This is a genomic window from Phaeodactylibacter xiamenensis (assembly GCF_965229835.1).
Taxonomy (GTDB): domain Bacteria; phylum Bacteroidota; class Bacteroidia; order Chitinophagales; family Saprospiraceae; genus Phaeodactylibacter; species Phaeodactylibacter xiamenensis.
Genome location: NZ_OZ245931.1, coordinates 4,148,485 through 4,169,496, shown reverse-complemented (window position 1 = coordinate 4,169,496; position 21,012 = coordinate 4,148,485). Strand labels below are relative to the sequence as shown.

The following is a 21,012-nucleotide window of genomic DNA, read 5'->3' as shown; positions in this document are numbered from 1 at the left end:
CCGACTGGGAGTTAAAAAGGCTGGCGCTGCCTCATTTCTCCGTCCTACCTTAGAAGGCTGACTTCCCCCTGGTCCTGCTGTACCCGCCCGTCCGGCCATTCGACCTCGATGTAATAGGCGTAGACTTCAACCGGGGCGGCTTGCCCCTTGAAGGTACCGTCCCAGGGCAGGCCCGGGTCGTCAATGGGCAGGTTTTCCCGCTCGTGCAGCATTGCGCCCCACCGGTTGAACACCATAAACCGCCGTACCCGTAGCTCCTGCATGGCAAAGACCGGTCCTAAGGCATCATTGCGCCCGTCGCCATTGGGCGAAAAGGCGTTGGGCATAGCAAAGCCCTGCCGCTCCTCTACCGTTACCAGCACTTCATCTGAGGCGGTGCAGCCCAGGCTATCTGTCACCTGCAGCTGGTAGAGCTGCGTCTGCGCCGGGCTGGCTTGGGGAGTCAGGCAGTCCGTGCAGGACAGCCCCTCCGGGGGCGACCATTGCACTATGGGCACCAAAAGATTGGTACTGCCCAGCAGGGGGGCAGCTTCCCCCGGTACGATAGTGCGGGAGGGCCCGGCCTCTGCCGTAACCGGCACAGGGCCTGGTAAAACCAATACGGTGTCGAGCCGGCAGCCGTTTGAGCCGGATATGCCCAGCTCGTAACTGCCTGCGGGCAGCCCGGCAAAGACAGGGCTGGATTGCGGCGCACTGCCCGACAGCTCATACTGGTAGGGCGGGCTGCCGCCTTCCAGGTCTGCTATCGTAATTTCACCGTTCTCTTCCCCAGTGCAGCCTGGCGGCAGGAGACTGAAGGCTGCACTGAGGGGTGGCACCAGGAGCACCTCCGTGGAGCCATTGCCCACGCAGCCATTATCGCCCGTCAGGGTAACGCTGTACAGGCCAGGGCTGCCCACTTCAATGCTGCTGCCTTGCGACCCGTCCAGCCAGGTGTACCCGGCGGCGGGCCCGGCCTGCAAAACGGCTGTGCTGCCCCCGCACAGCAAAAGGCTGTCGGGCAGCCCGGCATCAGGGGCAGGCAGTACGGCCAGCGTTAAGCAGCGCGTGGAGTCGCAGCCGCTGCTGCTGGCGTAAGTGATGCAGGCCGTGGTATCTTGTGAGAGCAGCTGCCCCTGCCAGCTGTAGGGCTCGCCTTCGCAGGCGGTGGCTTCTTCTTCTATCAGGATAGTGCCGGTGAACACGAGCTGCAGCTGATAAGCAGAGTCGCACCCTTCCGCTGTAGTGTAAAGGGCGGTGAGCAGCGTATCTGCTGTGTAGGCTGCTCCCTGCCATGTGAAAGTGTCGCCGCTGCAGAGCTGAAGGCTTTCCTGGAAAAGGACGGGCTCTGCCGGCTCGGTGATTTCGGCAGTAGCCGCTTGTGTGCAGCCCGCTGCATCCGTCACGGTAAGGCTATAGGTGCCTGCGGGCATGCCGCTGAGTGGGTTGCCTGCAATGCCGCCTGTCCAGTTGTAGCTGTAAGGGGGCAGCCCGCCCTGCGGCGCCGCGAGGATGCTGCCGCTGCTGCCCCCCCGGCAGAGCGCCGGGCTGGGCTGCAGGCTTACGCCTGAAAGGTCAGAAAAGGCCAGCTCGATGGTATCGGCAGCGGCACAGCCTGCTGAATTGGCTGCCTGCAGCCAAAAGCTCCCCGGGCCTTGTGCGAGCAGGGAGGCCCCGCTGCTGCCGTCGCTCCATGAGTAATTTTGCAGCCCGGCGGGCGCTTGCAGCAGCAGGCTTCCACCGGGGCACAAGACGGTATCCACGCCCAGGCTGAAAGCGGGCGCATCCGCAATTTCTACGGTGGCCACAGCGGTATCCGATGGGCACCCGGCGCTGCTCTGTATGTAAAGGTAGGTGCCGGGGGCGTCTGTTGCCGGGTCGAAGGAGCCGCTGCCCGGCTGCCACTGCCCGCCGGGGGCAGGGCTGCCAGCCAGGCTGTCCAGCAGCTGGAATGGGGCGGCGCCCGGGCAGGCGGTAACAGAAGCGTCTTCTCCTGCGGAGGGCGTACTGCTGAATAAGGGCAGCCGGGCATGGGCTGTGTCTGATACATTATTTGCAGCGTAAGCGATGAAGCGGACTTGACGCTCGCCCGCCTGAAGCGGCATAGCGGTATTGCTGTAGCGCAGGGCCTGCAGGGCTAGCTCCCAAGCCTGAATGCTTGGGCGGAGGGGCGCGCTGAGCAGGAGGGCGCTGCCGCCCCCGCTGACTTGTATGCTGTCCTGGCCGAGAAAACTTAGGGACTCGGCGGCGCCGTCTAAAGTGCCGTCAAGCAGTACGCGGATGGAGTCCACATAACCGAGCTCAGATTCAATTCCGGCATCAGCGTCCACCACCGGCAGGGCACCGGGTGCACAGGCCGTATCGGCAGCGTAAGACAGCAATGGGGCGGTGCTGTCGTCCAGGTCGGGGTCTACAACTAGAGTGCAGGCAGGCGGTGTAAGCTCAAGCGGTGATGCAGCCGATCTTATGCGATATGGCAGTTCGCAGCCGATGTCTATCCTTTGTTGGTTTTCGAAATCTATAATGTCCATGAAGTACCGCTCTTCAATGGGCGCCCACCTAAAGCCATAGGTGATGGTGCTGTCGCAGGATAATTGTAGCGTGACCATATCGTCAATGGCTCCTTCTTCAAAAATGTCTAGCGGGATGACCATTTCGCTATTTTGGAAATTCTCCCGGTCCATGTAATGAATACCAAAACCATCTCCGTAATACAGGCTGTCGTTCCTGATGGTCAAGCCAAACCCATAGCCGACAGGGTCAGTCTCCGTCGTAGTTAAAATTTCAGTCTCTCCGGTATTTACATTGGCAATACCTACCGCACCAATCATCCCTTCGAGTCTTATAGCGTAGAAGATACTGTCGTTAACGAACTGTATTTCTCCAAAATTCGTGTTAAAAGAGCCGATGTATGATAAGGAGCCATCGTTTAAATTGACAGAATAGAAGTCGCCGCTCTGAAGACTTAGGGCGTACAATTGTCCCGAAGGTGTATAACTAAAAAAAGGAGCGTCTATACCAGATGCAATTGACGTATCAACCACAGAGAATGCACATTCAGAAGGATTTAGAATACCTACATTAGTAGGCCCATTTATCCCATTCCGATAAGTCACCAGGATTTCCTGCCCTAAAACAGGAGTTGCGTAGGCCGTAACAATGAGTGCACAGACAAAAAGATTTTGGAGGCTTATGCTCTTTTTCATGGTATTATGTAGTTGGCAGAAACAATGCAAAGGCCAAGCTCGCTGGGGCGCGAGCCTGGCTTTTGAATGAACACTTTAGGGGTGAAGGTCTACTGTTTGATTATTTTCTGAGTTGACGTACTGCCATCATCGCTTACAATCCGAAGCAGATAAGTACCTGAGAGCAGTTGGGAAACGTCAGTAAGTATCAGGTCGTTCCTGCCCGAATGTAATATTCTGCGCAGTTGTAGAACCTGCTCTCCATTCAAATTTAATAATTCTATGTTCGTGGCAGCATCAACCTTCGAAGTAACGCTGAAACGCAGCTCATCGTGGAAAGGGTTTTGTACCTTGTGAAGGTATAACCCACTCTCGCTAGTTCGGGCTTCACTTTGTACAGATACCTTTAGGCTGATCGGGTGTCCTACAATAGTACCATCCGGGTAGACCTTATTTCTGTCAGGAAGGTTTTGTAAATTAATCGCGCTACTCCATTCCACAGGCAGGGCATGCACTTTCATCTTCAGTATAACCAGCGGTTTATCACTATCGACTGTAGCGCCCCCTTCCAAATCATTGAACCACAGCATGCTGAGCCGGTCTGGCTCATTGACAGTATATAGGAAATATTGATGCTCGGGCAAATGAGCTGGTGTCGCCTCTTCAAAGGTCAGATATGAGGGATCTGCCCACAAATGAAGCCCCATTACACCCTCTGAAGTAAAGTCACTGGCATATAATGGTACTTCAATTGTGCCTCCTAAGTTCACATTGGCAGGAAAGCGCAATTCGAACTTTTCCGTATCTGACGTTCCGGACAAAAGCCGCAGATCGACTGACCGGCTACCACTTTCTGTAGGGGTATAACACGCTGAACAGGTTAGGTTAACGTCTCCAATTTTTATGCCAATAAAGGATACAGAAGCGTTAAAATTTAAATTGGAGAGGGTATCGCTATTGCTCACGGAGTTAATTGCCGATGTATCCAAAGGCGTATCATCTAGCGAAAGGTATTCTTCTAATAGGATAAACTCCCAGCCTAAATAATCAAAGAATGTAGTATCGCCGACTATTGCACTCGCAATAAGTATCAGGTCACTAGTGTTAACTGTCCCATCTTGACTGGCATCCGCGGCGATGAACTCATAAGGATAGTCAAAATGGTCAGTGCCTAAAATATGTTCCCTTATCCTAGCAATATCCACCTCAGTTACTCCGCAAGTATCGATATATCTGGAGGTGTCTATAGTCGGGGCAACCACATAATCATGGCCCGGCGCCACGAGCACACCGTAATCGCCCTGGTTTGTCGTCCGGCCACTATCATAAGGAGCCGAGCTTAAATCCTGATAAACAGAAACAATTACATCTCTCATGCCAAAGTCATTAGCTACGGAATCCTGACAATCAACGAGCGCCTCTACCACTCCGGAAATTTCTACACTTGGAAAACACAATGTAGTTGCACAATTCACGAGAGCCAGTGAATCTGGTGCGCATCCCTCAAATCCATTTTCAGCTGAAACAAGTGAATTAGTAAATCCAAAAGATACGTCAATACAGCCGCCCGGAGGACCATTGGCTGTGAAAGAGCACAATTTTATGGTATCCTCTGTTACAATTTTAGGGTCATCAAAATAAGTGTTCTCTGAGCGAAGCTCATCTTCCAATGATCCCTCAACATAAATAGGAGTACCTACGAGCAATACAGTATCAATATCAAAAGCGGTAACATCAAAGGCTTCTGAGGATAAATCAACCGTAACTCTTAATCCCTCTATGGAATCCGGCGGATTGAACAGCAGCACGTCAATTATCGTATCGCCATTACTGTCTACCCTTTTTTCAAAGCATAAAGAGTAATCCGTACAATTACCCGACTGTGCCATTACCAAATGATTAGAGAAAAGAAAAGAAAAGAAAAGAAAAAACAATGTTGTATTTTTCATATCAACAGTTTTTGGGTTGTCCTGGTGTTTTTTGGACAACGGTTGTTTTCAGATCGCGCAGTTGGGCTTGGAATTTGCAGCTGCCTGTATTTTTGTGTATTACGCGTTGTTTTCTTAAAAATATAAAATTTAGGTGATAGCTCCAAGCCGTTTACGCAGATTTAACATTGTGGATTTGTAGTGAGGGTTGAATACACCTGCGGCTGCCTGGCACGGGCGAAGTCTGTTGCCATTCCGGGTGGGTATTCCACCGCGCAGGCGCTATCAAAGCTCCTCCATGCGTAAAGTAATGACCATCATCTACATGGACAAAGACATGCAGCTGAAAGCCCCGGTCAACTCGGGCCAGGAAAACGACTGGAAAACCTGGTGCCCGGGAGCGGAAATCGGAGCGGTCATTGGTACGCCGCTGAACCCGGTGCTGATTTAGCGCCCCGACCTCATATCACAAAAAAGGCAGCAGTACCACATTTGATACTGCTGCCTTCGTTTTTTTACGCTCCAGGCTTATTTAGCCATAGAGTAGGTTTAGTATCCCCGGTTCTGTACCAGGAATCCGTCCAAAACAGAAGCACCATCAATCGCGCTCTGCGGGATAGGGAACAGGCGCTTGTTCACGTCCGTGCTGTTCTTCTCAGTCCAGGTGTCCTCATATTTGCCAAAGCGGATTTGGTCATTACGGCGGTGGCCTTCCCAGTATAGTTCGAAGCCACGCTCGTCGTAAAGGCGATCGAGGTCAATATCACTGAGTGGCGCAGGCGTTTGTTCCGGGCGGGCGTTTCTGGCCGTGCGCAGGGTGTTGATATCCTCCAGCGCGCCGGCCACGTCCCCTTTGCGGAATTTGGCTTCTGCCCGGTTCAGGTACACTTCTCCGAGGCGCAGCAGGACGATGTCCACACTGCTGTTGGAGGTGCCGTTGGGCGAAGTACGGCTGAACTGATGCTTGGCGTAGCGGTAGCCGGTGTTGTGGAAGCTGCCTTCCGTGGTGAAGTTGATGTCTACCACGTGGGTAACGTACACTTCTTCTTCGGCTTCTCTCACGGAGCTTGTCGCGTCTTCCCGTACCGGATAAATGCGGGCGGAACCATCAGCGCAAGCCAGGAAGTTGCCGTCCGGGCCTTCTCTTGGGCCCCACTGAACGCCGCGTAGAATACCCCGGTCCATCTGGAAATCCAATGGGGGCACGCAGAAAAAGTGGTCTTCGTCATTGGCCGGAGAAAGACCCGTCAGGTCCTGCAGTTCCTCAGGGACCATCACATTACGCTTGTAGAAGCGGGCATCGGCATCGGCCGGGTCGATATCGCCATAGGCATCCACCCAAGTCTGATAGAAGTCCGGTGTCATAGCCGGTCCATTGGTGCCGTCAGGGTTGCCGTCCGCAATCCACTCCGGGCGCGCCAGGTAAGCGCCGGAAACCGACCAGTAGGCCCATCTGCCTTGCTCGTTGGACAACTGCCCTCTTTGGTCCAATGCGAAGATCAGCTCAGGGTTGCCGTTGTTGTCGTCATTGAACAGGTCAAAGTACTCCGACTCCAGTGCGTAGCGGCCGGAATTGATGATGAGATCAGAATACTCAATCACCTTGTCCATGTCCTCCGTTGTGAAGTTAGGCGTGCCATAAGGGTCACGGTACACGGCCGCATTCAGGTGCAGCCTTGCCAGAAGCCCCCAGACAGCGCCCTGTGTGAACCGGCCTGTGCCTTTATCGGTGTTGATCACGTCTACCACAGACTCCAGTTCGCTTTGGATGTAGTCAATGGCTTCCTGCCCTCTCAGGATGCGGGAAGTTTCTGTGGAGTTTTCCTTCTGGAACACCAGGCCCCAGCTTTCCAGCATGAGCATATTCAGGTAAGCGCGCAGGGTAATCATCTCGTACAGTGCACCCTCGGCTTCCGTATCTCCTGCATCCGCAAGCGGGCGGAGCACTTCAATAGCGGACAATGCCCGGGAGATGTTGGTCGTCACGCCATTCCAGGAATCCGTGATGACCTCATTGGTAGGGGTCACCTGATGAGCGTGGAGGGCGATGTATTTTCCGCCGTCAAACCAGTCGGTTCCACCCCGTGCCGGAAGGATGGCTTCATCAGAAGAAACTTCCTGCAGGCCAAAATAAATGGTGTGCCTCCATACGCCGTTCCTAATGTAGCCATAAGCCGGCGCAATCGCACCGCTAATGATTTCTGCCTGGCCAGTGCCGGCGAAAGATTCATCCAGTACATTCTCCTCCAGGTCGGTACAGCTCCACTGCATGCAGAGCAGTGCCGTCAGGAAAATGGTTTTATAAAAATGTTGCTTTTTCATTATTGTTGGTGTAAAAAGTCAGATAAAAAGTTGAATACGGCTGATTAGAAAGTGATATCCAGGCCTACCAGGAAGGTCCTTGCTGAGGGGTAAGCAAACCGGTCGATACCGAAGGTCTGAATACCGCCCGCGACACTGCCTGCGTTCACTTCCGGATCAAAACCAGAGTAGTTGGTGATCAGCAGCAGGTTCTGCCCGGTCAGGGACAGGCGTGCCCGCTGAATGGCGTTTCCAATGCCCAGCCGCTGTGTATTCAGGTTGTACCCCAGCGTGAGGTTGTTCAACCGGAGGAAGTCGCCGTCTTCCAGGAAGCGGGTGGATACTTCGTTGAAGTTGGTAATCTCCTCTTCCGGGAACTCTACGGCAAAGTCGGTGGTGTTGGAAGATACCGCCAGCTTGCCTTTGATGAAGCTGCTCATAGCAGTGTGGTTGTACACCTTGTTGCCGGCAGCACCGTTGAAGTTCACGCCGAGGTCGAAATTCTTGTAGTTCAGGTTCAGGTAGAAACCGTACAGGGTGTTCGGCAGTGCGGACCCGACCACCGTCCGGTCGTCATCCAGGATTACACCGTCGCCATTGGTATCCACGAAGCGGTTGAGCCCGTCTTCGCCAATACCGTCGAAGGTTTGCATGTAGAAAGCACCGATGGCCTCTCCATTGATGTAGCCATTGATGGTGGCGCCCGTTTGCCCGGCCCCGGAAGCCGTACCCGTTACGAGCACGGAGAATGGAGAATCAATGATTTCATTATTGATCAGAGAGATATTACCACCGATGTTCCAGCGCAGCTCCCTTGTTGGATTGCTGCCCAGGTCCAGAGACAGCTCAAAGCCGCTGTTGCGGATCTCCATGTTGGGGATGTTGGTCCAGAAGGTAGCCGTAGGCTGAATCGGGTCAGCCGGTGAGATTTCAAGCAGGATGTTGTCAGACACCTTGTTGAAGTAGTCTAGGGTACCGGTCAGGCGGTAATCAAACAGGGCGAAGTCAAGGCCGACGTTGGTCTGCGTAGATACTTCCCACTGAATATTTGGGTTGGCCAGTCGGGTGAAGGTAACCCCAAACGGATATTGATCCAGGGTGAGCTGATCGGGCTCAAGCGGATAGGTGTTGTCGGAAGCGCCACCGCTCTGAGCCCGGGATTCATTGAAACTCTCCTGGGTGATTTTTGAAGGGATTTCCTGATTGCCGGTTTGTCCCCAGCTGGCTCTCAGCTTCAGGTTGTCGAAGGCCGTATTGGAGAAGAAATCCTCCCGCGTGATATTCCAGCCCACCGCCAGAGAGGGGAAGTAGCCGTACTTGTTGTTGCCGCCAAACTTGGAAGAGCCGTCCGCTCTCATGGTACCGGTAAACAAGTATTTGCCGTCGAAGCTGTAGTTAACCCTTCCGAAGAAGGACTGCAGCTCATTTTCTTCGGCAGCGGCATTCACGGTCGTTCTCAGGTCGTCCGGGCTCGTGTGGTCCTGGTAGACGGGGTCAATGCCGTTGTCCACAAACCGCTCAAAGGACGTAGACCGGGAAGTAACGAATAGGTTCTGGTAAGAATGGCCTGCGAGTATATTGAAGCTGCTTCTGCCGGCTTCAAACTGGTACGTCAGGGTGTTTTCCACCAGCTGGTTTTCGTTTTCCACTTCAATGGAGTTCAGGGAGCCTTCAAAGCCTGCCAGAGGCGCGTAGGGTTTCCACTGCACATTTCTGGAAGTGGTGGAATAGTCCACACCGAAGTTCAGCCTGTAAGTCAGCCCTCTGACGATTTCAAGGGACGGAGCGATATTTGCCAGGATACGGTTGTTGATGGAGTTGTCAGAATAGATATCATTCCTTACCAGCGGGTTCAGGCGGTTTTCGTCCAGCAGGCGGGGGTTACCATTTTCGTCTCGGGCAGGTAGGGTGGGGTTGAATTCCAGCATGTCGACCAGTGTGGAAGAGATGTTGGGGCGCAGGTTCTTGGTATGCGCAGCGGTGAGGTTCAAATCGATGCTGAGGCGGCCACCCATCCCTTTCTGCGTCACGTTCAGCTTACCGGAGTAGCGCTCCAGGTTGCTGTTTTGCAGGATGCCTTCCTGGTCCTGGTAGCCGAGGGAAGCGTAGTAGGAAAAGGGCTCATTGGCCGCTCCGTTTACCGAGAGGTTGACGTTGTTGGAAATTCCGGTCTGCGTCAGCTCATCCTGCCAGTCCGTGTTGCCGCCAAAGTCTTCCAGCCGGCCGCCGATAGCCGTGACCTGCTGCCGGAACTCATCCGCGCCAAAGACCGGAAGTTTGCGGGCGATGGTGGAGACTGCTCTGGACGTGGAAAGGGTGGTTTCGGCTTTGCCTTCCTGCCCTTTCTTAGTCGTAATTACGATGACGCCGTTGGAAGCCCGGGCGCCGTAGATGGCTGATGCCGAAGCGTCCTTCAGAACATCGATGCTCGCGATATCATTCGGATTGATGAAGTTCAGCGGGTTGTTGGCCACACCGGTACCGGAGTTGTCCAGTACGAAACCGTCGATTACGTAAAGCGGCGTTGTGCCCGAGCGCAAACTGCCGATACCCCGGATGATCACATTCTGGGCTGCACCCGGCTCCCCGCTCACATTGGAGACGTTGACACCGGCCACTTTGCCCTGCAGGAGCTGTCCGGGGTTGGTCACTACGCCCCGGTTGAACTCATCGGAGTTCACCCCGCCAATAGCACCGGTGACATCTGATTTCTTCTGCGTACCGTAGGCAACCACGACAACGTCGTCCAGTTGAGTGGCATTGGGCTTCAGCTGTAGCTGAATGTTGGATAGCCCGGCTACGGAAACTTCTTCTGAAATGTAGCCGATGTAGGAAATGATAAGCACCGCATCATCCTCCACCTGAATGGTAAACTTACCGTCCACATCGGTAACGGTACCGGTAACGGCACCTTTGACCTGTACGGTTGCGCCAACGAGGGGTTCCCCTGATTCATCTGTAACTTGGCCGGAAATGGGCCGGGCTTCAGTGGCGGAAGCGGTTGATTCGACAAGGTAAGCCTCCCTGTTTTTCGGTTGTACAACAGTTTCAATGTTGCCTGGTGCAGCAACGGCTTGCAGGAAGCTCCCGCAAATGAGTAAGCCTGGAATAAAGGCTTTTAGTCGCATAAATCTCATGGACTGTATGGTTTTAAGTTAATAAAAGTGAGTGTTGGCAGCGGCACTTTTCCAGCTGCAACGTAGACGATCAGGGCACCACAGTGCATTTGCAGTACATTTGTTATTGGGACAGGCTATTTGGGGGCTTACGGGTACCCGGTGCCACTGTCACATTAGTTCAGCACCAATGCTCATCAGGAGACCGGCGCAGCAAACCACGCCGGGGGCAGTGCCATGAAGGCCCGACTTAGATCAGGAAAATAGTTGTGTGGCCTGCCTGTGCATACAGGGCATACTGCCCGGCAGGCTGACTAGCGAATTGATACCCAAAAGTAGATACCAAATGTTAAGTGAAATGGGTAGTGGTGTTAAGAGGAGATTAAGAGTGGGCTGGCCTCATTTAAATCTAAAAAGTTAGCACAACGCTTCCGAAGTGTTCTCTTCGAGTTACAGCATTTTGTCAAATCAACAACTAAACCCGTTTAGTTGTTAGACTTAATAAGAAATCTTAATAACTTACAGCACAGGATAATTTGATTCAAGCACCAAAACCACCTTACTTTCAATCATGCACGACAACAGAACCGCAGAAACTACCCACATTTTCAAAATCTTTGGCAGAGCTTATCCAAAACCCAACTTCCTTTTAGCACTGCTTTGCCTTGCGTTCGTTATTCCCTCCGTATTGCCGGGGCAATCTCAGGGCCGTCTTAAGCTCTTCATAGACTGCAACTGCGACCGTAACTATCTGGTGCAGGAAATCACCTATCTGGACCACGTGCGCGATCAGGGTCAGGCCAATATTCAGTTGTTTATTTTTGATATTTGGACCGGTGCAGGTGGCCGCTCTTTTACCCTCAACTTCAAAGGTCAGGGGTCATTTGAGGGATTGGAGCAGGAACTCAAGTTCGAGTCTAACCCCAATATGACCAATTCGGAGGTCCGGGACGGTTTGCTGAGAACAGTGAATCAGGGGCTGCTCCATTATCTGGTGAATTCTGAGTTGGCCAGCCATATCGATTTCCAGGTTAATGTGCCGGAAGGGACAGGTACTGCCGATGCTGAGGAAAACAAAGATCCGTGGGATTACTGGATTTTTGAAGTTTCGGGCAACGGCCGGTTGTACAAGGAGTCCTCCCGTGAAGAATTTAGTGTGGACCTGGGCGTAGATATAGACCGGGTTACGGATGCCTGGCGGGTGCGGATTGATGGTCAGGTCAGCCACGCGGAGAACCAATTTGAGAGCGACGATGAAATGCTGGTGAGTGTTCGAAAATGGAAGGTTTTATCGGGGAGTATCGTCAAGAGTATCACCGATCACTGGTCTACCGGCGTGTTTAGCGGCATACGCCAAAGCACCTTCAATAATATTGCTCAGGCCTACAATTTTCACCCTGCCCTGGAGTACAACATCTTCCCCTACGAGGAAGTCCTGCGCCGGGAGATTACCTTTGCCTACCGGATTGGGTTTCAGCATCAGCAATACTTTGAGCGTACGGTTTTCGGGCAAATTGAGGAAAACCTCCTGAACCACTCTCTGGATATTCAGCTGCGCTTCCGGCAGCCCTGGGGTGATATTTTCACCACTTTGCAGGCCTCTTCTTTCCTGCACGATATGTCCAAAAACCGGGTAGAGTTCGACAACTGGATAGCCGTAAGGCTGTACGAAGGGCTCGCTCTCCGGTTTTCTGCTAATTTCGACCTGGTCAGCGATCAAATCAATTTGCCGGAAGGGGACACCTCTGTGGAGGATATCCTGCTGCAGCAACGGCAGATCGCGACGGACTTTGCAGCAAGCACCGGACTGGGGCTGAGCTATACCTTCGGGTCTACACTTAATAATATTGTGAATACGCGCTTGTAAAGCCATATTGCAGCCTGACAACCGAAGGTATGCCTGGCTTTAGATAGGCAAAACCAGAGATTGCAGTATCCGTTCAGACGCTATGCCAACGAGCTTAAAGGGCTGTTTTGGGAAGCTTTACGCATGGAGTGACCTATGATGGGCAGGGCTTTTTGCTGATTTGGTAGTGCATTCCCCCTTTACGAATAGACGAAGACCAAGACTTGGGCGCCTATTCAGTCCAGGCATTGGCAAGCTCCACAACTACGGTATCTGACCAGCCATCATCAACCGTGACTGAACGCTCTCTATTGCTGATTCAACGGACAGACAAACCGTTGCACCCATTTGGTAAGGTTATTTGGGCAGGCTACTCCCATCTTTGCAGCATCAGTTCTTCACTTGGTGAACTTAGGATTTGATCCACGGCAATAGCCGTTCTTCTCCACTGGGATTATTTTTCACCGGTAAGGAGTAACCTATGCTTTCACCAGCAAATAAAAGGACAAAATATAAACTGATCATGAAACAAACTCCATTATTGCTTCTTGTTTTCCTGGCCCTGTTCTTCCTTCCACAGCTTGGCAGTGCACAGTCCTCCGGTCATAAGGTAATTGTACCGGCCTACTTCTTCCCCTACGACAATGCGGAACCTGGTCAGCATAATGTTGGCCCCTACTGGTCTACCCTCATTGAGGCGGCCGGGCAGTACGGCGACCGCCTGGTGGTCATTGCCAACGTCAATAGTGGGCCGGGGGACGGCAGTAATGCCTGGGCCGTACAAAAGTATCAGGAAGCCATCACAAAGGTGCGCAATGCCGGTGGCGTCGTATTAGGCTATGTACACCTGTGTTACGGGCTGGATCACAGTTCAGCCGCCTGCAGTGGCCGTAATCTGCAGCAAGTACAGGGAGAAATCTCCAGATGGCACAACACTTACAGTGTAGACGGTTACTTTTTTGATGAGGCTCCTACGGATGCGGGTAAATTGCAGTGGCTGAAAGACCTGGACAATTACGCCAAAAATTACGTAGCCCTGAACTTTGACGCCGGGCGAAAGCTATACCGGGTCATGCATTACGGCACCACGCCAGGGTCGGGTTACCTCAGCACTCCCGACTGGATTCACTCCGTATGCGAACGGCCGATCAATTTGTACCCTTCCGGCCCCGGAGCGAAACCAGATGTCAATGCTGCTCTTCAGCAAGTAGGGTACAACGCACAGTTGATGCAAGGCAAACCAGCCGCCGCCATGCTCTATCAGCAGGGAGGGCTTACCGCCAATCAGCAAGATGCGCACATTCTTTCGCAATTACAGCAGCAACTGCGCAGCGGCGCTGCCTATAGCGCCCTGGACTTTACCTGGGACGATGCCAAAGCCAGATTAGCACAAAAGGGTTTTACCTACCTCTACGTCACCGATGACGGCGCGGACGGCAATCCCTGGGACAAATTGCCGGACTTCTTTTGGCGGTTGTTCTGAATTTTTTAGACGGAGGGCGCTTTGGAAGTGCCTTCCATTTACCATAACATGCCGGGAGCGGCATGTTGTATGAGCCTGTATTCCTAATTTGATTCACTTGTACAAAGAGCACTGGGACATAAGCCGCAATTTTTTTTAGAACTGGTTGGATGCTAACATAGCATCTCTTAGCTCCATAAATCCTGAACGGGGCGCTAAAACCGGTTTCTATAACTAAGCCATTAGCATACAGGCCTCAATAACATGAAAAACGACATCTGCAGAGACTACTTCGCAAGGAGTTGGCTGATCCAGAGATGAATACCAGATGGAGAGTATCGGCACTAAGATGGCTTTGAGCCCTTGTAGTGCTGATACTCCTTCGTTAGCAATTAAGCTTTCTGTAACTGTACGTTGATGGCGATGGGGCCTTTGGGGCCAGACCCGATTTCAAAAGCGACTTTATCTTCCGCATCGATCTCTTCTTCCAGATCGTTCGCGTGTACAAAGTAACTCTCCTGAGTGTCCTTTTCAATGATAAAGCCATAGCCCTTTTCGGCGTTGAAGAACTTTACTTTGCCTTCTCTTTCGTACTTAGACTTTCCGTCATCTTCGTACTTTGGGACGCCAATTTCAATGTCTTCCAGCTTGACCTCTTTCTTTGGCTTGTCGGGAGGAGTAGTAGAAAACTGGCCGTTTTCATCCACATACATGAATTCGATCTGGCTCTTGTCCTCAAACTTTTTTTGTTCTTTCCGCTCCTGTTTCTCTTTCCTCTTTTTACGTTTTTTCTTTTCCCGTTCTTTCTTTTGATAGCTATCCGCCATTCAGATTTCTGTTTTAGTGAATAATTTGACTACATCCAAATCAAAGCAAATAGCCGGTCTTAACGTTCTATTTCAGTAATATTGAAAATAGCTCAGTTTCTCAAGGTACACTTTTTTAATGGCTTTTGTGCGTATTCTCTCTTAATTAGGTCAAATCATGACAATGAGGGGAGTATTCGGCTTCATTTTCTCAGAAACCGGGTAGATATGGGGCAGGGCTGCTTTTTCGTTTGAGTCGATAACAAAGGGAGCCATCTCCTGTCAAAGTCATGCTGCTTTAGAAGGTGGCCCCCTCCTGTCGGAATGTGGTTTGAACGCGTGTGCGGCGCCCGCTAATTCAGGAAAGACACCTTCCCGTTATCCATGTCGTAGACGCCACCGACAATTTTGATCTCACCATTGTCTTCCATCTCCCTGAGTATGGGGCTGCGCTCCCGGATTTGCGCCATGGCATGCTGCACGTTGTTTTCGCAGACCTCATGGACAAAGGCTTCGTTTTTCGAGCTTCGGTCCCCTTCATATTCGGTCGCCTCCACGGCTGGCTTTATTTTGGAAAGCATTGGCGTAATATTGCCCAGTTCTACCCCGTCCACTGCGGCTTTGACGGCACCACAGTGCTCGTGCCCTAAGACCAGAATCAGCTTAGAACCGGAGACTTTGCAGGCGAACTCCATACTGCCCAGGATGTCCTCGTTAACGAAATTGCCTGCCACACGAGCGACAAACACATCGCCAATACCACGGTCGAAGACGTCTTCCACCGGAACCCGGCTGTCGACGCAGGATAAAACAATGGCTTTAGGATATTGCGCATTGGTGCTCTTGCGCACTTGTTCTGAGTGGTTCCGGGTGGTCAGGTCATTGCGCATGAAGCGCCCGTTGCCTTCCTTGAAGGACTGAATGACCATATCGGGCGTGAGCGCTGCCTGCTCTTCGGCGGTCAGTACATCCTCAACCAGGCCCACAATTGATTCTTCCTCAGTATTTTCAGTCGCTTCTTCCGCCTTTTCAGGCTCCGTGGGCGGGCTGCAGGATAGTAGGAACAGGGTGAAAAATGTTAAGATAATAACGAAAGGCCGTGAAGTATTCATAGTGTTCAGATTTTCAGGTAAGTAATATTTCAATCCGCAAGCATTGCTGATTGGATAATTAACACCGGCCGGGAAACCTGGTTCGCACTTGTTTTAAAGCGTAGCTTCGCTGTAGTACGGAGATGCTAATCCGTTTACCGATTTAAAGTTTTAGACTATGTTGGGAATTCGCTTTTGGAGCGAATGTAGTCAAATTTTATTCTGAACAAGGCGGGATGAAGGAGCCTAGCCTAAGCTAAGCGACTGAAGAGCAACGAAGTTCAGGATAAAATTTGGCAAATGCAGCCCAAAGGGTGAAATCCAAACATAGTCTTAGTCCGTTGCTAATGCGGTATCGTTCCATTGGCGAAAACAAAGGATAATTCTCAGTAAGCCAACGTCTGCTTCGAACGTTCAAATTCCTCCAGGCAATCGTCTAAGGAATGCCCCTCTACATGAATACACTCGCAAAACCTAAACCCAATCGCTTCCTGCCCGGTATCGGCAAACTGTGTTTTGCAATCTTTTAGGGAGTTTCTTGGCATGACTTCATGGCCAAATTCCGCAAAGGCAACGGCGGCCACTACGGTGAAGAATACGAACGCGAAAAACAAGAGCGGGAACTTCGTATTATAACTTCGCCGGCTTTTGAAGAATCCCCATTTCTGAAAATTCCTTCAGCGGCAAGAGGTACCTCAACCGGTCATAATTCCAAACGAGGAGGTACAAATTGGCGAGGACCATCAGGGGAGAGGTCACATAAGAATCTTCAAAACGAACGGCATAGGAAAGCAGCCATATATTCACGATGATGGGGAAGTACAGGAGTGCGCCCAACGCCACCGTCCTCGGGATGAGCAACAGCATAGCCGCTGCTACCTGCGCAATACCAATAAAAGTATAATAGTATCCGGTATGGTGCAGGGCTTCCAGGTAAGCGCCCATGGGGTGGAGTTCGGATAGCCCGCTGGCGAAGCGCTCCCCCACGATCTTGACCATCCCGGCAGCAAAGAAAGCAAAGGCCAGCACCGTCCGGCAAAAGATGGAAAAGAGCCAGTACCACCGGTTCTGCCTGGCGCTGAGAAAATATTTTTCAAATGTGGATACTGCGTTCAAAATCTTTATTTTAACAAGGCTAACCAATGCGGCCTACTAAGCCAGGTTGCTCAAAATTTCCATGAATTTAGCAAGTTCCCATCTTTGTCATACTGCTCCGTCAATTCCGGCATAGAGTGCCCGCATCGGTTCATCAGCTCTTGCTGTCCTGTAGGGTAGTACAATTTCCGGTACCCGCCTCCTTTTTCGTACTCTGTCCATACGCCCGTCCGGTACCCCATCCAGTACGTTCCTTCCGCTATTTTTTCGCCGGTCTCGTAGTGGTGCTGCACGAAGGAGCCGTTCAAAAAACCGTTAACGAGATAAGTGCTATTGCCTGGGTCACTTACGGTGTAGGCTCTTGACTGTACATACCGCAATTCCCGGTTGACGGTGCCATCTGTATTGAAGAAGACACTGGTCCCGGACCGGCGCCCGTGCTTGTAATACTCCATACTTTTTATGGTGCCGGACTGGGCAAAAACCGTTTTCCAGCCATGCTGCAGGTGGTTGGCATAAGGTGTGTGCTCAAAGCCGCCTGATTCGTAAAAGCGGGTTTTGGAAAGCAAATTTCCATCGGAGCTGTACACTTCTTCATGCTCCAGCTGCCCATCGTAGAAATATTGCCATACCCCTTGCCTTTTGCCATCCGTATAAGTGCCGCTCAGCCTGACCTGCTCTTCCTCATCAAAAATTTGAAGAGTAGAAGTATCAGCTGGAATATCCGGATAGGTTTTGGTGGCCACGATCGCCCCTTCCTTGTTAAAAAACGTCCACGTCCCTACTCTCATACCCCGGAAATAAGCACCTTCTGCCAATGGGCTATAGCTGCTGGAGTCCTTACTTACTTTATGTAGGTAGTATCCGTGCCTGAACCGGACGGGGTAAAGTGGGGGCTTGTTGTTATACCCCAGCTCAACCTGTGCGATGTGCCTTAGTTTTTGTCCCAGGGAATCTGTAAATGTTGCGACCACCATTCTCCTTTCATCACTGCTGTACTCGTATCTGACCTGCCCTTCCACTCTATATCTTTCCTGCAGTAATTGCCTGTCATCGCTGTACACTTTGCGCTCAATAACGAAATTGTCCTCTTCCGTCTCACGATAAACGCGATATTCGCCATTCAGCTTCCCGTTTTGGTAGGCAATTTCACTTCTCATGATTTCCTTTTCGAAATCATCACGCCTGCTGTAGTGCACCCATGCTCCATGAGGCGCCCCCGACAAAAACTGACCCTCGGCGATGAGCCTGCCCGCACTGGTTATTGCTTTGCTTCCCGAAAATTTATTTTCCCATACAGACTCGTAAGCCTCCAATACGTCAAGATAAGTGTTGCCTAACGGGCTGATGGACCTGGAACAGGCTTGATCATTCCCTGTCTTAATCCGGGCTGACAAAAAATCGCAAACTGTCGCTCCATAGTGCAAGCTATCTTTGGTAGTGCTGAAGATCAGCCATACTTCGCCAGGGTATAGCTTTTGTCCGCCCGCTGTGGTGCCTCCGCCTGTGTTTAGGAAAATAGTGTCTTCCGGGCTACCTCTAAATCTTTTTTTCACCGCAGCAATGCTTTCGAAGCTGTGCCCCCTTTTGTACGTTTCCAGTACCTCGCAGGTGAAAATATGGTGGTTGTTAGGGTCGTGGTTGAGCAACTCTGTAATGGAAAAAACCTCCCCGGAACAAGATCCAAAGACGAACAATGAATGTGTTAACATTATGCTGGTAAGCAGGAAGTGGGGACATTTCACCGACACACTTTTTTTGTATGAAACAGTTCGATACTACGTAAATAAGCCAGCCTGTTTTTTGGGGCTGGCTTACAGGAAATGCTACATCATTTCCTTCATTGCCTGGTACGCTTTCTCGCCATATACCACAGATGGCCCCCCGCCCATAAGAATAGATACGCCAATGGTTTCGACAATCTCTTCCTGAGTCGCCCCGGCCTTAAGTGCAGCCTTGACATGGCATGAAATGCACCCTTCGCAGCGTATAGCTATGGAAATACCCAATGCAATGAGCTCTTTCTGGCGGCCAGTCAGGGCGCTATCTCCCGCTGAGGACTTGTGCAGGGTAAGAAATCCTTCAGCGGCTTTTGGGTGCTCCCGGGAAAGGGTTTCAACAAAACCTGCCACAGTTTTTGCTTGCTCTAAGTAGGTACTCATTTGTATCTGTTTTTATGGTTTAAACCCTTGTTTGCGGCAACCGCAGCCCCGCTTGTTCATCAAAGGCTTTTCATGTACTTCCGGTCTCTGTTATTAACAATTTCAGGGAGAAGAAATTTCTGCCAATACACCAGTTTTTTCTAAAAAAGCCTAAGCGGGCGCAGCGTTGTTCTGATATTGCAGGAAGAGGTTTATACGTTGCTTTAGAGGTTCAGATAGAGCACCCCTTCATGGTTCATGAAGGTACTACCTTGTCTGTTTAAGTCCAAAGGGTTTCCATTGAAACTCGTAGCCGGTCGGTCCGCTTCCTGAAAAATACAGGATGTTGCTGCAAAGTCCCAGATGCTCCCGCCGCCTTGCTCCTTTTTGGGGAACTTGAGCATGCAGGCCGGCCCATTTTCAAGCACGCGTATGGCATTCAGCACAGCGCCCCCACCTGCCCATTCCCGTACACCGCTCAGCCCAAGCTTTTCGACCTGCTGCCGCAAAAACTGCCGGATGTCGTCCGCCCGGGGCGTATCCTTCAATGGACGATCGGTCACGTAGGTCAGGTGATTGTTGGTGTTTTGGATGGTCCAGGGCTTGTTGTTTTTCCAGGCCCCTTCGCCCCGTATGGCGTGGTACAGGGTATTGGTGCTCGGGTCAGCAACTACCCCAAGGTGGGGTGTACCACCTTTGTCTACCAAAGCAATGGATACGGAAAAGCCGGGTTGTTTCCGGATAAAGGGCAGCGTCCCGTCCATGGGGTCAATGCACCAGAAAAAGTCTTTTTCAAACCGGCTCCCATCGTCTTCGGTTTCTTCTGATAAAAGCGCCAGGCCAAACGCCTCGCAAGTGGGCAGGAGGTGGGAAAGAATGACGGCTTCAGCGGCTTTATCTACAGCGGTGACTACCTGAGAGGCATAACTCTCGCCGCCCTGCTTTTCCTCCACCGGTACCTCTTCACCAATTGCCTTTTGGATGACCTGACCGGCAGCGATTGCAGCCTCCGTGGCGACTTGGGTAAGTTGCGAAAGGTTCATGGTGTAAGGCTTTTAATCACTGCTGCAGTGACGCGCTCGCTGTAGCTGTTGATTTTCCAGTGGCCAGGGCTCCACCCTTTCAGAAAACGGTGGAAATCTGCCCATGCGACCCGGTACAAGGGCCGCCACTCTTTTTCCAGTGCGTCATTGGGCTGTTCAAGTGCGGCTTGCAAATGGTCAAAGTACGTATCCAGAATTTGCCCTTCCAGGCGCTCGCATTCACGTTCGTCCAGGCAGCTTCCAATAAAATACGCCACGTCTTTCATCCCACAGCCACCACCCACATACTGGAAGTCGACGCCCGACACCTTACCGTCCCCGGCAAAGCAAAAGTTGGCCAGCTTCGCATCCCCATGCACAAAGGTTTTGAATTGGCAGGCATTTAGCTTTTCGTCGATGAGGGGAGCCGCTTCCTTCAGCGCCTGATCGTCCAGCGCTTCCAGTTCCTGAGGGCGGGTACCCAGGTGCCAGTAGGTGCCGGTTTCCCAGAGCCCGTCCGGTGTCTTTCCCAGGTAACTGGCGTGAAATTGAGCCAGCCATTGCAGGCAGGCATTGATTTCCTCCCAGGAGGCAGCTTGTTTGCGCAGGGCGTACCCGGCTTCGTCCAGGTCCTCGAGCACCATCAGGACTTCATCGCCCCGCCTGGCAATCGCGATGCATTGGGGAAGGCGGGCGGTACTATCTTTGCTGTAGGTGTCATACCACCGGGTTTCCACCTGATAGGATTTCACTTTGCGTTGGTGCCCCAAATCAGTATTCCACCCCCGGGGATGGTTTTGTTGCGCCGGGAGTTGGACATGCTTGACAACGACACTTTTAACGGCCGCATCTGCTAATTTAATGCGTAGAATTTTACCATAGCCGCTCCATAAGGCTTGCAGGGTTTCCTGCTCCTTTAATGCCGATGCACCGGTCTTTTGCTGAATGATTGATAGAAAGTAGGGATCCATAGAGCGGTAATATAAAGAGGATGCTACAAATGAACTTTACCCTGCGTAAGGAAACCTGCTTTTCTAACC

13 protein-coding genes and 1 pseudogene are annotated in these 21,012 nt (G+C 51.8%); 3 read left to right on the top strand and 11 right to left on the bottom strand.

Annotation, left to right across the window (positions count from 1 at the left end; genetic code table 11):
* Nucleotides 1–44 precede the first annotated feature (44 nt).
* Complete coding sequence (locus ACO08I_RS15825) at nt 45–3,185, bottom strand: gliding motility-associated C-terminal domain-containing protein (protein ID WP_421946432.1); 3,141 nt, start codon at nt 3,183–3,185, stop codon at nt 45–47.
* Nucleotides 3,186–3,274: 89 nt separating this feature from the next.
* The gene (locus tag ACO08I_RS15820; RefSeq protein WP_421946431.1) at nt 3,275–5,113 is read right to left on the bottom strand and encodes a T9SS type A sorting domain-containing protein; all 1,839 of its coding nucleotides are present in this window, start codon (nt 5,111–5,113) and stop codon (nt 3,275–3,277) included.
* Between the two features lie 215 nt (nt 5,114–5,328).
* Here ACO08I_RS15820 and ACO08I_RS15815 point away from each other — a divergent pair.
* Nucleotides 5,329–5,543: pseudogene (locus ACO08I_RS15815) on the top strand (phytanoyl-CoA dioxygenase); the annotation flags it as partial.
* A 98-nt stretch (nt 5,544–5,641) separates the two neighbouring features.
* On the opposite strand, the gene ACO08I_RS15810 reads toward ACO08I_RS15815, so the two are convergent.
* Both ACO08I_RS15810 and ACO08I_RS15805 read right to left on the bottom strand, forming a co-directional pair.
* Nucleotides 5,642–7,414, bottom strand: a complete 1,773-nt coding sequence (locus ACO08I_RS15810; RefSeq protein WP_282774669.1) for a RagB/SusD family nutrient uptake outer membrane protein — start codon at nt 7,412–7,414, stop codon at nt 5,642–5,644.
* Between the two features lie 44 nt (nt 7,415–7,458).
* Nucleotides 7,459–10,530: a SusC/RagA family TonB-linked outer membrane protein gene (locus tag ACO08I_RS15805; RefSeq protein WP_421946430.1), complete on the bottom strand. Its 3,072-nt coding sequence runs from the start codon at nt 10,528–10,530 to the stop codon at nt 7,459–7,461.
* 550 nt (nt 10,531–11,080) lie between these two features.
* Between ACO08I_RS15805 and ACO08I_RS15800 the strand changes: the two genes are divergently transcribed.
* Together ACO08I_RS15800 and ACO08I_RS15795 are read left to right on the top strand one after the other, a co-directional pair.
* A complete protein-coding gene (locus tag ACO08I_RS15800) occupies nt 11,081–12,376 on the top strand; it encodes a hypothetical protein (RefSeq protein WP_421946429.1) in 1,296 nt (431 codons plus the stop codon).
* Nucleotides 12,377–12,878: 502 nt separating this feature from the next.
* Entirely contained in the window at nt 12,879–13,838 is a 960-nt protein-coding gene (locus ACO08I_RS15795) for a spherulation-specific family 4 protein (protein WP_421946428.1), read from the top strand.
* Between the two features lie 371 nt (nt 13,839–14,209).
* On the opposite strand, the gene ACO08I_RS15790 is transcribed toward ACO08I_RS15795, so the two are convergent.
* The 7 genes from ACO08I_RS15790 to ACO08I_RS15760 form a co-directional block, all read right to left on the bottom strand.
* Entirely contained in the window at nt 14,210–14,644 is a 435-nt protein-coding gene (locus ACO08I_RS15790) for a cold-shock protein (protein WP_421946427.1), read from the bottom strand.
* 332 nt (nt 14,645–14,976) lie between these two features.
* Nucleotides 14,977–15,735 carry a carbonic anhydrase family protein gene (locus tag ACO08I_RS15785; RefSeq protein WP_421946426.1) on the bottom strand — a complete coding sequence of 253 codons (759 nt, stop codon included), beginning with the start codon at nt 15,733–15,735 and terminating at the stop codon, nt 14,977–14,979.
* Between the two features lie 609 nt (nt 15,736–16,344).
* Entirely contained in the window at nt 16,345–16,830 is a 486-nt protein-coding gene (locus ACO08I_RS15780; RefSeq protein WP_421946425.1) for a hypothetical protein, read from the bottom strand.
* 50 nt (nt 16,831–16,880) lie between these two features.
* Nucleotides 16,881–18,521, bottom strand: coding sequence for a hypothetical protein (locus tag ACO08I_RS15775; RefSeq protein ID WP_421946424.1), 1,641 nt, complete (start codon nt 18,519–18,521; stop codon nt 16,881–16,883).
* 114 nt (nt 18,522–18,635) lie between these two features.
* A complete protein-coding gene (locus ACO08I_RS15770; RefSeq protein ID WP_421946423.1) occupies nt 18,636–18,971 on the bottom strand; it encodes a carboxymuconolactone decarboxylase family protein in 336 nt (111 codons plus the stop codon).
* A gap of 203 nt (nt 18,972–19,174) precedes the next feature.
* Nucleotides 19,175–19,993, bottom strand: a complete 819-nt coding sequence (locus ACO08I_RS15765; protein WP_421946422.1) for a 3'(2'),5'-bisphosphate nucleotidase CysQ family protein — start codon at nt 19,991–19,993, stop codon at nt 19,175–19,177.
* The gene (locus ACO08I_RS15760; RefSeq protein ID WP_421946421.1) at nt 19,990–20,943 is read right to left on the bottom strand and encodes a phosphotransferase; all 954 of its coding nucleotides are present in this window, start codon (nt 20,941–20,943) and stop codon (nt 19,990–19,992) included. The genes ACO08I_RS15765 and ACO08I_RS15760 overlap by 4 nt, the downstream gene beginning before the upstream one ends.
* Between the last annotated feature and the right edge of the window lie 69 nt (nt 20,944–21,012).